This is a genomic window from Faecalicatena orotica, from assembly GCF_003149245.1.
In the GTDB taxonomy this organism is placed as follows: Bacteria; Bacillota; Clostridia; order Lachnospirales; family Lachnospiraceae; genus Faecalicatena_A; species Faecalicatena_A orotica.
Genome location: NZ_QGDL01000001.1, coordinates 854,355 through 866,097, shown reverse-complemented (window position 1 = coordinate 866,097; position 11,743 = coordinate 854,355). Strand labels below are relative to the sequence as shown.

Genomic DNA, 11,743 nt, shown 5'->3' with positions numbered 1-11,743 from the left:
GTTTTTGTGAAACAGGAACCAGTCTCTGAGAATACTATTGAAATAATCTTTTAAGCACATATACTTAAAATCAATATAAATAGTATCAGAAAAAGAGAGGGAAAAATATGTCATACATCAAAAAAATACACACGTTAGTTGGAGATTTTCATTGCCATAGTTTAGCATCTGTTCATGCATATAGTACCATTGGTGAAAATATTGAGGCAGCAAAAGTGAAAGGGCTAAAGGCCCTGGCAATCACTGACCATGCAATTGGGACTGAGGATTCCCCCCGTCTTAGCTATTTTGAAAATTTACCTTCACTGCCTAAAGTTGTGGATGGGGTTAGAGTCTTAACAGGAGTTGAAGCAAATATAATGAATTTCAAAGGCGAAGTAGACATGCCTGTAGAAACGTTAAAAAAACTAGATATAGTTATTGCATCCTATCATACATCATGTACCAGGCCCGGAACTGTACAGCAGCATACAGAGTCGTATCTGCAATTAGCCAAAAACCCTTACATTAACATTATTGGCCATGCCGGAACTGAAAATTTTGCATTTGATTATGAAAAGGTGGTCCCCGTATTAGGAGAAGCAAAAAAGGTTTTTGAAATTAATGATCATACATTTAAATGCAGAAAAAAATCAATTAGCAATTGCATTACAATAGCTAAATTGTGTAAAAAATATGGGTTCAGAATCATGGTGAATTCAGACGCACATTCCAAATACGATGTGGGATCATGCGATAATGCCTTTGCAATGCTCGAGGATATAAAATTTCCAGAGGAATTGATAATTAACATTAATGAAGATCGAATTGCCGAGTATTTGAATTCGATTAATGTATTGTATTAGTAAAATGGACGTTTTGAAATTCAATATTAAGAAATATTTATTAAAGTAAATACAAGCTATACAGCCCTATTTTGCATATAAAGTGAAATAGGGCTGTATTTATTTAAAAAATTAACATTAGGATACAAGAAAATATAAAATTATTTATTTACAATTTGTATAACATGTGCTATTCTTTAAACAACGGAAGAATAAAATATTCCAAATTAAAAGAAGGGAGGATATTATATTCTAAGCAAGCATTAGGAAGGAAAAAAAGATGGGTATTGATATCAGAAAAGAATTATCAAGAAAAGACTCAGAATTTACTCAGACAGAGAAGAAAATTGCAACATATATTTTGAATAAGGGGCACAATTTCTCTCAGATGAGTTCGACAGAAGTAGCAGAAGAATTGGGTGTTGGTCAATCTACGATTATAAAATTTGTTAAGAAATGCGGATTCAACGGATTTATGGATTTCAAAATTCAGTTGAGCCAATCTTTTGTAAGAGATGAAAATATTCTTCCGTTAACCCACGATGATATATCATTGGAGGCACCACTGGAGGATGTGGCAAAAGCAATTGTATCCGAATCTATATCTGCCTTGACAAAATCTTTCGACATCATGGATTTAGACTCGTTTAATCAGGCAATCGAATGGATAGACAGTTCACCAAGAATTTACATTTGTGGAAAAGGTTCATCAACCCTGCCTGCACAAGATTTATCTAGTAAACTGATGAAGCTGGGATTACCTGTATTATGGTATCAAGATTTGGAGTCGGTAGAAGCAGCATCCTTGTCGGCAGACAAACAAGCACTATTCATTGTGTTTTCTTTTAGCGGGGAAACCAAGGAAATAGTCAGGATATTACAGAATGCTAAAAAAAATAATGCAAAAATAATTCTAGTAACTAAAAATGTAAAAAGTACGATGGGAAAGCTTGCTGGTTTAAAGCTGGAGATAATCTCTAATGAAACTATATTCAGAACCGCGGCAATGAGTTCCAGAATAGCATTTTTCTCAATTGTTGATATCTTATTTTTAGGAATAATCAAGAAAGATTTAAAGCATCGTTTGAAAATGATAAGGGATGTTTACACTTCTATTGGATAAAAAATGAAAGACTGGGCGGATTCTTAAGCCCTCTGGTAACCATTATAAAAGATGTAGATTAATCACTTATACTATTCTAAAAATTGTAGTACCATGTTGGCCCATGGATGAACACCTTAGAGATAACATCTTTATTTCCGATAAGAAAAGGTTTGGGAACAGATCCGCCCAACTGTACAGCTATAAGACTCAATAAGCAGGAAACACTATTTACTTATAGCTATAGAGCAAAATGTAGCACTTTTTGATACATTTGTCAAGTTTTCATATGCAGAGTTTCGTATGCAGGGGCGGATAAAAATGTCGTTTAAAAATTGAATAATTCAAATTATGAAGGATTCAAAAAGGAAGAGTAGGAGGAATTTATGCATATTCAGGTTTGGCAAATTATATTATTAACTTTGTATTCTATCATTGGTATATATGATGGACTGAATACGAAATTTGAATTGAATAAACCTATGATGGCAGGCGCTTTTGCAGGCCTTGTCATGGGGGATCTTGGAACAGGGCTGATTATTGGGGCCACACTCCAATTGATGATTTTAGGTGTCAGTAATTTTGGCGGGGCCACGATTCCTGATTATACTTCAGCAGCACTTATTGCCACTCCACTGGCGATTGTGGCTGGAAAAGATGTTGACTTTGCAATTGGCCTGGGAGTTCCTATAGGTCTTTTGCTGACACAGCTGGATATCATAGCTAGGACTGTAAATATCTTCTGGAATAAGAAAGCTCAGGCAGCGATTGAGAAAGAGCAATATCATCTATTAGACAGATACAATTTTTGCGGTATGATCGGCTGGGGGGCATCCCGTGGGCTTCCTGTTTTTCTGGCCCTTACCTTTGGCTCTTCATTTGTACAGGCCATTTTGGATGTATCGCCGGACTGGCTGCTCTCCGGACTTAAATTTGCAGGAGTAGTTTTACCGGCAGTAGGTATATCGATGCTGCTTAAATTTATGCCAGTGAAGAAATATTTTCCATATTTAATTTTGGGATTTGTATTGTTCTCTTATGTAAACATGCCAATGTTGGGGGTAGCTTTGATCGGAATTGTAATAGCAGTAGTTACTTATCAGAGGGATTCAGAAAGGGAGCCGGCAGTAGTTCAGGCGAATGCAGGAGGTAATGAAGATGAATAATACAAATGATAATAATCGGCCTCAGGAAGAAATTGAAATCACAAAAAAGGATATTGACAGAGCCTGGTTTCGATGGATAACGAGATCACAGGCAGGATGGAACTATGAGACAATGCAGGGATTGGGATATTGCTGTACAATGCTGCCATTTTTAAAGAAAAATTACAAGGATCCTGCTGAATTAAAAGAAATGGTTAAGCTGCATTCACAGTACTACAACACGAATGTTACGACCGGAGGTTTTGTTATTGGTGCTGACATGGCAGTTGAAGCAGAGCAGGGATACAAAGCCAAGGATATGATTCCGGCACTAAAAACGGGACTCATGGGTCCTTTGGCGGGTATCGGAGACACATTTTTTTCTGTCACTATTAATACAATTCTTGGTTCCATTGCTACATACATGGCTTTGGAAGGAAACCCCATCGGGGTTATTCTGTGGCTGTTGGCTGGATTTGTAAAATTAGGGTTTGCAAGGTGGTTTACACATTTAGCATATGCGCAGGGAAAGAAAGCAGTATCTACAGTTAGCGGAGCGTTAAAGAAAATCACAAATGCAGCTACTATTCTGGGGATAACTGTAGTTGGAGCATTAGTCCCCTCAGTAATAAAAGCAACAGTTACTTTGCAGCCCCAGATTGGAGAAAATGTTATTAATATTCAAGAACAAATATTTGATCCAATGATGCCGAACATCATTCCTGTTGGTATTGTCTGTTTTGTTTATTGGCTGCTGGGGCGTAAAAATATGAATTCTACACGTGTTATTTTCATTGTTATGGCTCTATGCGTGATTTTGAATGCATTAAACATTATGGGATAGCTTTCAAAATAAGCAGGTTTCATATAAAACAGATTATACCAAAAAAGAGAGGGATAAAAGAATGGAGTTAAAAGGTTTTGTGCACATTAGAATTGATACAAGACTTATTCACGGACAGGTTGCGGGATTCTGGACAGGCTATTTACAGGCATCCAGAATCATGGTGATAGATGATGAGGTTGCTGTTGATGATATGCAGAAAGAGCTGCTCCGCATGGTGGCACCGGCCGGAGTAGCTACATCATTGTTAGCCAAGGAGAAAGCACTTGAAAATATCAAAACGGGCAAATATGCAAATCAGAGGGTACTCCTGTTAGTTAAAACGCCGTATTACTTAAAATACCTTATGGATAATGGTATTGATATTAAGGCAATTAATGTTGGTAACATGGCTACGCGTGATAATACAAGGGTAATAACCTCTTCTATTAGTATTACACAGGAGGAAGAAGAAATTTTTAAAGAATTGTTAAGCAGAGGGGTAGATATAACTGTGCAGATGGCGCCTGAAGATAAAGCGAAAAAAATTAAAGATCTATTGTAGGTGGCCCTATGAAAACACAATTTGATATCTCATTACATTTTGATTTTAAAGAAGAAGTAAATGGAAATAAAATGTTTTCTGAAAAACGGGCATTAGAAGCATTTACATTAATGAAATCACTTGGAATTAAATATTTTAATACTTGGTGCAATGACGACGTTTATCCCCAGTCTGATGAAGACGATATCCTATTTGCAAAAATATTATCGCGGCGAATGAAAGAAATGGATATCAAAATGTCATCGTTTCATTTTGTCGGATCAGTACTGGATTGTTATGACGAATCACAAAATAAAGTAAGATTTTATATGGAAAGAACACTGAAGATTTTTGCGGATTGTAAACCAGGCAGTATTGTGGTTCATCCGGGAACATATGGTGAAGGGGGCTTTAAATGCAACAAAATAGCTCATCAAAAAGCTGTTGATAAATGGGGGAGAGAAAAAACTCATGCCATGCTAATTGAGAATCTTCGCCATTTTGGAAAATTAGCAGCCAAATATGATATAAAAATAGCTGTTGAAAATTTATTCCAGGGTCGTTTTTATAGCAATGTAGAAGAATTAATTGGCCTGGTTGAAGGAGTTGCCTTAGACAATGTCGGATATTGCTTGGACAGTGGGCATGCCAATCTTGATCATGTGGATATACCGGAGACCATCAGGAGAATGGGTAGTAAACTATTTGAAGTACATTTACATGACAATAATGGAAAGGAAGATCAACATTTGCCTATAGGCTTCGGCAATTTAGAATGGATTAGTATCATCAGGGCTTTAAAGGACATTGGTTATCAAGGGACAGCAACGTATGAATTCTTTAGATGGCCTTATGTAGACCGGGTCGTGGGAATAAAAAATTCTATTATGTTCTGGGAAAGCCTAGAAAAAATTCAGGAAAATGGGTACTTTACGTCGGATTGGAAGTAGGATATGTTAGATGAAGGAGCAATCGAATGAGTATAGGAGTTATAGCAGTTACACATAAGGAGGCAGCCCAGTCATTACTTGATTCTGCAGAAATGATCTTTGGAAAACAAGAAAACGTTAAGGCGGTGCCATTTTTTGAGAATGAGGACGGACAGATGCTAAAGATAAAACTTGAAGAAGCAGTTGGAGAACTGAATTCGGAGGATGGTGTTTTATTTTTGGTTGACTTGTTCGGCGGCACGCCTTTTAATGCCTCGTTCATGATAGCACAGAAAAGTCATGCAGCAGAAATCGTAACAGGTCTAAACCTGCCCATGCTGGTAGAAGCGCTTATGTCAAAAGGAACAATGGATTTATTAAGCCTTGCAGAAACTGTAAAAAAAGCCGGGATTGATGGAATAAGGAGCGGAAAAGCGGAACGACAGAATGGGGACGATGAATAATAATTCACAGACAAAGTATGTTGTATTTGATATTGGAAATGTTCTTTTAAAAGCGACACACAGAGAGTATTTACAACAGATTTATGAGAAAGATACTGCGGAACAACTCGTTAGTGAAGTATTCCATCAGCCAGAGTTTGCAGAGTATGAAAAAGGGATGTACACCAATGAAGAACTGATTGGTATATATGGTAAGCGATTCCCAAGCCATATAAAGGAAATAAAAAGAACAGTCAATCATTGGGAGGAACTTACCACTTATATGGATGAAAGCTGGGAGATGCTTAAAGAATTGAAAGAATATAAAATTCCAGTATATATTCTATCTACGATGGGGAAGGAATGGAAAGAACAAATATTTGATAAGTTTAAAGATTTCGAACTTATTGACGGCAGTGTATTTTCTTATGAGGTTCACTCCAATAAACCTGATTCAAAGATATATTTAGCTCTTTTTGAAAAATATCATTTAGATCCCGGAGAAGGTATCTTTATAGACGATAAAAAAGAGAATATCGACAAAGGAATTCAACTTGGGATGAAAGGGATTGTATTTACCAATATTATTACAGTAAAAACAGAATTGTTTAAGGAGCTGAATTTGGAATGAATTATGGTTTTAATATAAGCATGCGTCATAGCAGAAATGAAATTCTGGAGTTGGGAAAGCTGCTGCTTAAAACGAATGAATTTCAGGCTATTGAGGTGACATACTCAGAGCATATGCGGCATATTGATACTACTTCATATAATCAGGCAATCTTCGAATTAGTTGATATGTATAAAACCAAAGTACTGGTACATATTTCTGATTTTAATCTGTCGGAAGAAAATATAATATTGCAAAATGCTATTTTGGATGAGTTTGAAAATTGCTGTAAATATATTAAAGCATTCAACGGACATGAAATAATAATGCATTGTGGAAGCAGAAAGTTGATGCATATTTCTATAAGGCATAAGGATGGATCAAGGCAGACACACACAGAAGTATATGAAAAAATGTGGAAACTTTCGGTGGAGACAATGAAAAAAGCATGTCAAATTGCAGCAAAGTATAATATTTTAGTCTACACAGAAAATTTAACGGATAATATGTTAATACAAAATGCAGAACAATTACAACGTTATATCAGGGATGTAGATGAGAAAAATCTTTATATTGTATATGATACCGGGCATGGATATCTCACAAGTCATAATGTGTCAGATGAAATTTTAAAGTGCAATAAATGGTTAAGACATCTCCATCTTCATGACAATCATGGTTCAAAAGATGAACATCTTGCAGTAGGGGCCGGAACGATTGACTGGAGGAGTTTTTGTAAGGCATTAAAGGATGTTAACTATCAGGGGATTTGTATGATGGAGTTGTATCATAGTACGTATGATGAGCTGGTTAAAAGCAAGGAAATTTTAATGAGATATTTATAGAAAGAGTGATAAAATGGCATATTATTATAGCTCTGTTCTGTCGAATATTAAGGAACATTATGAAAACTTTACATCAGTAGAAGAAAAAATAGGTGATTTCTTTCTTTATAACCAGGAAAAAATAGATTTTTCCTCCAAAGCTGTGTCAAACAAATTGTATGTATCAAAAGCATCACTTTCTAGATTTGCACAAAAGTGTGGCTATCATGGATATAAGGAATTAAGATATCAATATGAAGCAGCTTTTAGAAATTATGGAGAAACTGCGAACCAGAATACCTACAAAATTTGCCGTGTATACCAAGAATTATTAATCGAGATATGCAGTAATATTGATAATAAAAAATTGGGGCAAATTCTAAAAAAGATCAAATGTTCTGAAAGAGTCTTAGTTTGTGGAAAAGAGAGCTCTGAGTTTTCTGTAAAGGAAACCGCCCTGCGTTTCATGCAGGAAGGGTACAATGTGGTTATGCTTACAGGTACAGATATGATTAAAACGCAAATAGCCCGCTTGGATAAAACGGCTATGGTAATTGCATTTGATTTTGAGGGGAACGATCAAGATGTGTTTAGATTGCTTCAAGAGGCAAACTATAAAAAGGCAAAGACTGTACTATTTACCGGAGGTAATACTGGAAATTATAAAAACTTGTGCTCTGAAATAATAGAATTTCCAACAATAGATTGCATCGGTTATAATTATGTAGGTTCATTACAGATTTCAACGTTGGTTATGCTTGATATTTTATTCACAGAACTGTGATTATATTAGAATGTGCGGATATTTCTTCTCATATATTATAAAAGGAGTAATGAAGGGAGAGGATTTATGAACTGGTGCACGGTCTATTATGATGACACGAAGAGCAGCTGCAGGGAATATGCAAAGCTGTTTGGACAGTATGAGGGAATCTTATGCAAACCGGCTTCTGAATATATTGGGTACCCTCTGATTTATGAGGAAAATTCCGCGGTGGGATTTGTTTTTGAGAGCGATAAGGATAATGTGCCCTATGCTGTCAGACACATTATCTGGCGGATCATCATGAGTAAGAAGGGGCAGTACTTTCTGGCTGTCACGGGAGGGAACCGGGAGCTTACGGCGATCCGCTGTGCCGTAGAAGACCTTGAGGTACGCGGGTATGAAGTCAGCAACGTCTATTCGAAGTATATGTTTGAGAAGTACCATATGGAATTGGGAATAAGCGCAGAAAAGATCGTGTCAGATCTGGAAAATGGGGAGGAACAGTTTCGGATTTATGCAAAGGCGGCACAGGGGATGAGCAAAAAAGAGCTTCGGAAAATGCTGCGTAATGAGCTGAAGGAATATAAGAAGCATAAGAAACACAGAAGGACAACATGAGCAGACAGAGGCAGTCACTGCGTAAACCAAGGCGGAAAACAGTAACAGTGAAACAGGCGGCGTTACAGTTTACAGACTTTTCTGTGAGCTTAAGCGCCGCCTGCCGTGTTTCAGGTTATGCGGTTTTGTCGGGAATCAGAGCTGAGAGCTCTTTTGTGTACAGCAGTGTCAGCCGGTGCATCGCCCGGGTACAGGCTATATAAAGGAGATTCCTGTCATAGTCCGTGAAATAGCGGGACTGGTCTGTATCAGGAATGATTACCTCGTCGAATTCCAGCCCCTTCGACATCTGAACAGATATGACGGACACACCGTTCTGAAAACAGCTGCTTTCCGGCGTGATCAGGTGAACTTCCGGTTTCGGCGGCAGCATATCAAAAAGCTCTCTGGCATCTCTGTTCGTTTTCAGTATGATACCCATTGATGTATGTCCGCTGTGGTAAAAATCCTGAATGGCCTTTGAAATTTCCCTAAGCTCTTCCTCTTTACTGCCGCAGTAAATAACGTCCGGTGCATCTCCGTGACGTTCAATCGGTTCAGGTGAGTCCGTGTTTAGGATGCGCTTTGCAAAAGTGATAATCTCGTATGTAGAACGATAGCTTTTTTTCAGCTCTGTAAACCGGGCATCTGTATAAAGGTCCAACAGGTCATTTAGAGTGTGAGAGTGGTTTGGATTCAGAAGCTGGCCGAAGTCCCCGAGAATGGTTTTCCGGCATGGGAAGATTTTGTTGATCACGGCATACTGTATGGGGGTGTAGTCCTGCATTTCATCGATAACCAGATGCTTTGTGCTCCGACTTTCTTTTAACCCTTCAAATTCTGAGTTCAGATACAGGAACGGGAAGACATCGGCCCATTCCAGCGTCTTTTTTGCCGGCAGGCACAGGAGTTCGGGTTTCCCTATGCTTTTATAAAAATATTGATATAGAGAAATCGGTGTTTTAACTGTGAGCATGGAAGTGAGTGCTTTCAGAATCTGTCTTTTTCCAGGCAGGGGGTCTCCCATGATGTTGCCGGATTCAAAATGGCTGCGGATATCCTCTGCCGTCATTGCAAGTCTCTGTTTAACCGGGTATGCTTTGTATGCCAGAAAACGCTTCTGTATCCAGCTTTTGTCCGCGTTAAACCTGCCAAATGTGTAATCCGCAGGCGAAAATATCCTCTCGGGCAGTGTCTCCATAAATGTATTCATCAACCGGACAAAACCGGCAGTAGATTTGAACAGTACCCGCTGTGCCCACGCCCTGTCTTCCGATTCCAGCGGGTCCTTATCCGGCTCGAAACGGAGTGTATTTTGAAGCTGGATTTCCGCAATATCCGGGAAACTTAGCTCATAGACCGGTTCCTCCCCAAGTTCAGGGATGACGCCGGAGATATAGTCTCCGAATACTTTATTTGGGGAGATGATGGCGACATTTTGGGAATTCAGCTGGTTCCTGAACCGATAGAGCAGGAAGGCAATCCGGTGCAGGGCGACAGAAGTCTTTCCGGAACCCGCCGCTCCCTGTATAATCATTGTTCCTGTATTTTCACTGCGGATAATCTGGTTTTGCTCCTTCTGAATGGTCGAGATGATGGACTTCATTCTTTCATCCGAAGTATGGGAAAGCTCCCGCTGTAAAATGTCATCCTGTATATGGGAGGCACTTTCCAGCGCGTATTCCATAATGCCGTCCTTGATTTTAAACTGCCTTTTCCGGATAAGTTTCCCGTCAATCCTGCCCGTTGGTGCGTCATAACCCGCCGGTCCCGGTTCATAATCATAAAACATGCCGGCAGCGGGCGCGCGCCAGTCAATGACTAGCATTTCCTCTTCAAATCTGAATGTAAAACGTCCGATATATAACCGGTCGGCTTCTTTTGATTCCTCCTGAAAATCGATCCTTGCAAAATAAGGGGATTTCTTCAACTTTGCCAGCCTGTCCCGGACACTCACGGCAAAGGCACCTGTACGGTCTGTCTGCCTGAGAAGCAGTTCGTTTTGAAACATTTCATGAGGGTCGATTTCCCCTCTGTATTCCGCCATATACCTTTTGGAATCCCTGTATTCCGTGTCAATCCGGCTGACATCCTCTTCGGCTCTTTTAAGCGCGGTATCCAGTTTCTGCATGGTCTCTTCCAGATGAATGACTTCATCAGGAAAGGGGACCGGGTCTTTTGCTATCTCTTTGTCTTTTGATGGTTTCTGTTGCTCATTCATAGTAGTGCTCCTTGCTGTCTTTGATTTTTAAGTTCAAGTAGGTTTCGGTAAATCTACGGTGGCACATATGTTTTGCTTCATTTCAGGACAAAACGCTGGGTTGGATAACCATACTCCACAAGCAGCTCCGCCTCTGCAAAGCCGAGTTCTTTAATCTCACTGCGGTGCCCTGTATCTGCCCGGTCGCCTTCGCGGTAGGTTGTGATGCTGATTTCCTTCCCCTTCAGCAGTTCCCCCATGACCTTATCAAGAAATGCCTTTGGAATCCCCTTTTTCCGATAAAGAGGGTGGGTACCCATGAAATCAATACTGCCGCTGTTTTTAGAAAAAATCATAATCCCGATGGCAGTGTCCCCATCCTTTAAAATCAGGGCCTGCCTTTTTCGGATCATTTCTCTCAGGACATGGATATATTCTTCTTCATCCAGATTCGGAAAACCATCGACCACAAGCCGTACCAGCTCCATCCAGCAGGGAATGTCCTTTTCTTTAGCAAATGCAATATCCTGTTCTGTAAACTCCCGGTTGTCCAGCATATGATAACTCCCCTCTAATTTATATTTAAGCTGCAAGGGATAAAACTTCTCATTTTCCCGGTATTTATTTGGTGGAAGCTTGTACATGGCCGTAAAAATCTTAGTAAATGCCTGCTGGCTGCCGTAACCTGCCGCCATCGCCACATCAAGAACCGGTTTATCAGAAAAAACAAGCAGCTTTGCGGCTTCCGTAAGCCTCCTGCGCAAAACATATTCGTGGATAGTAAGGCCCACAGTATCCGTAAACATCCGGTGTAGATGATATTTGGAATAGTGGAGCGCTTCCGCGGCCATATCAAGGTTCGGACAATCAGTTAGATGTGCCTCCAGATAATCAATTGTTGAAATAATATTCTGAATATTTTGGACAGGCATACAT

13 protein-coding genes are annotated in these 11,743 nt (G+C 39.2%); 11 read left to right on the top strand and 2 right to left on the bottom strand.

Annotated elements, in window-relative coordinates; all coding sequences use genetic code 11:
• The first annotated feature begins 107 nt into the window (after nt 1-107).
• The 11 genes from A8806_RS03750 to A8806_RS03700 all read left to right on the top strand — a co-directional run bounded on the left by A8806_RS03750 (nt 108) and on the right by A8806_RS03700 (nt 8,628).
• Entirely contained in the window at nt 108-845 is a 738-nt protein-coding gene (locus tag A8806_RS03750; RefSeq protein ID WP_109729791.1) for a phosphatase, read from the top strand.
• 259 nt (nt 846-1,104) lie between these two features.
• Complete coding sequence (locus tag A8806_RS03745) at nt 1,105-1,947, top strand: MurR/RpiR family transcriptional regulator (RefSeq protein WP_109729790.1); 843 nt, start codon at nt 1,105-1,107, stop codon at nt 1,945-1,947.
• Nucleotides 1,948-2,312: 365 nt separating this feature from the next.
• Complete coding sequence (locus A8806_RS03740; RefSeq protein ID WP_109729789.1) at nt 2,313-3,092, top strand: PTS mannose/fructose/sorbose/N-acetylgalactosamine transporter subunit IIC; 780 nt, start codon at nt 2,313-2,315, stop codon at nt 3,090-3,092.
• The gene (locus A8806_RS03735; RefSeq protein WP_109729788.1) at nt 3,085-3,915 is read left to right on the top strand and encodes a PTS system mannose/fructose/sorbose family transporter subunit IID; all 831 of its coding nucleotides are present in this window, start codon (nt 3,085-3,087) and stop codon (nt 3,913-3,915) included. The genes A8806_RS03740 and A8806_RS03735 overlap by 8 nt, the downstream gene beginning before the upstream one ends.
• A 61-nt stretch (nt 3,916-3,976) precedes the next feature.
• Nucleotides 3,977-4,459: a PTS sugar transporter subunit IIB gene (locus A8806_RS03730; protein ID WP_109729787.1), complete on the top strand. Its 483-nt coding sequence runs from the start codon at nt 3,977-3,979 to the stop codon at nt 4,457-4,459.
• Nucleotides 4,460-4,467: 8 nt separating this feature from the next.
• Entirely contained in the window at nt 4,468-5,388 is a 921-nt protein-coding gene (locus A8806_RS03725; RefSeq protein WP_109729786.1) for a sugar phosphate isomerase/epimerase family protein, read from the top strand.
• A gap of 26 nt (nt 5,389-5,414) precedes the next feature.
• Complete coding sequence (locus A8806_RS03720) at nt 5,415-5,831, top strand: PTS sugar transporter subunit IIA (RefSeq protein ID WP_109729785.1); 417 nt, start codon at nt 5,415-5,417, stop codon at nt 5,829-5,831.
• On the top strand, nt 5,815-6,441 hold the full coding sequence (locus A8806_RS03715; protein ID WP_109729784.1) for an HAD-IA family hydrolase: 627 nt from the start codon (nt 5,815-5,817) through the stop codon (nt 6,439-6,441). Before A8806_RS03720 ends, A8806_RS03715 begins: the two co-directional genes overlap by 17 nt.
• Nucleotides 6,438-7,265, top strand: a complete 828-nt coding sequence (locus A8806_RS03710) for a sugar phosphate isomerase/epimerase family protein (RefSeq protein WP_109729783.1) — start codon at nt 6,438-6,440, stop codon at nt 7,263-7,265. The genes A8806_RS03715 and A8806_RS03710 overlap by 4 nt, the downstream gene beginning before the upstream one ends.
• Before the next feature lie 13 nt (nt 7,266-7,278).
• A complete protein-coding gene (locus tag A8806_RS03705) occupies nt 7,279-8,028 on the top strand; it encodes a MurR/RpiR family transcriptional regulator (protein WP_109729782.1) in 750 nt (249 codons plus the stop codon).
• 66 nt (nt 8,029-8,094) lie between these two features.
• Entirely contained in the window at nt 8,095-8,628 is a 534-nt protein-coding gene (locus tag A8806_RS03700; RefSeq protein ID WP_109729781.1) for a hypothetical protein, read from the top strand.
• Between the two features lie 115 nt (nt 8,629-8,743).
• Here the strand turns inward: A8806_RS03700 and A8806_RS03695 are convergent, their stop codons facing one another.
• Together A8806_RS03695 and A8806_RS03690 are read right to left on the bottom strand one after the other, a co-directional pair.
• The gene (locus A8806_RS03695) at nt 8,744-10,828 is read right to left on the bottom strand and encodes a HelD family protein (protein WP_109729780.1); all 2,085 of its coding nucleotides are present in this window, start codon (nt 10,826-10,828) and stop codon (nt 8,744-8,746) included.
• A gap of 77 nt (nt 10,829-10,905) precedes the next feature.
• Nucleotides 10,906-11,739, bottom strand: a complete 834-nt coding sequence (locus A8806_RS03690; RefSeq protein ID WP_109729779.1) for a helix-turn-helix domain-containing protein — start codon at nt 11,737-11,739, stop codon at nt 10,906-10,908.
• Between the last annotated feature and the right edge of the window lie 4 nt (nt 11,740-11,743).

What these genes read in the sequence shown, in the direction of transcription:
- A8806_RS03750 (WP_109729791.1), top strand. Translation starts at nt 108, where the DNA reads ATGTCATACATCAAAAAAATACACACGTTAGTTGGAGATTTTCATTGC.
- A8806_RS03745 (WP_109729790.1), top strand. Translation starts at nt 1,105, where the DNA reads ATGGGTATTGATATCAGAAAAGAATTATCAAGAAAAGACTCAGAATTT.
- A8806_RS03740 (WP_109729789.1), top strand. Translation starts at nt 2,313, where the DNA reads ATGCATATTCAGGTTTGGCAAATTATATTATTAACTTTGTATTCTATC.
- A8806_RS03735 (WP_109729788.1), top strand. Translation starts at nt 3,085, where the DNA reads ATGAATAATACAAATGATAATAATCGGCCTCAGGAAGAAATTGAAATC.
- A8806_RS03730 (WP_109729787.1), top strand. Translation starts at nt 3,977, where the DNA reads ATGGAGTTAAAAGGTTTTGTGCACATTAGAATTGATACAAGACTTATT.
- A8806_RS03725 (WP_109729786.1), top strand. Translation starts at nt 4,468, where the DNA reads ATGAAAACACAATTTGATATCTCATTACATTTTGATTTTAAAGAAGAA.
- A8806_RS03720 (WP_109729785.1), top strand. Translation starts at nt 5,415, where the DNA reads ATGAGTATAGGAGTTATAGCAGTTACACATAAGGAGGCAGCCCAGTCA.
- A8806_RS03715 (WP_109729784.1), top strand. Translation starts at nt 5,815, where the DNA reads ATGGGGACGATGAATAATAATTCACAGACAAAGTATGTTGTATTTGAT.
- A8806_RS03710 (WP_109729783.1), top strand. Translation starts at nt 6,438, where the DNA reads ATGAATTATGGTTTTAATATAAGCATGCGTCATAGCAGAAATGAAATT.
- A8806_RS03705 (WP_109729782.1), top strand. Translation starts at nt 7,279, where the DNA reads ATGGCATATTATTATAGCTCTGTTCTGTCGAATATTAAGGAACATTAT.
- A8806_RS03700 (WP_109729781.1), top strand. Translation starts at nt 8,095, where the DNA reads ATGAACTGGTGCACGGTCTATTATGATGACACGAAGAGCAGCTGCAGG.
- A8806_RS03695 (WP_109729780.1), bottom strand. Translation starts at nt 10,828, where the DNA reads ATGAATGAGCAACAGAAACCATCAAAAGACAAAGAGATAGCAAAAGAC.
- A8806_RS03690 (WP_109729779.1), bottom strand. Translation starts at nt 11,739, where the DNA reads ATGCCTGTCCAAAATATTCAGAATATTATTTCAACAATTGATTATCTG.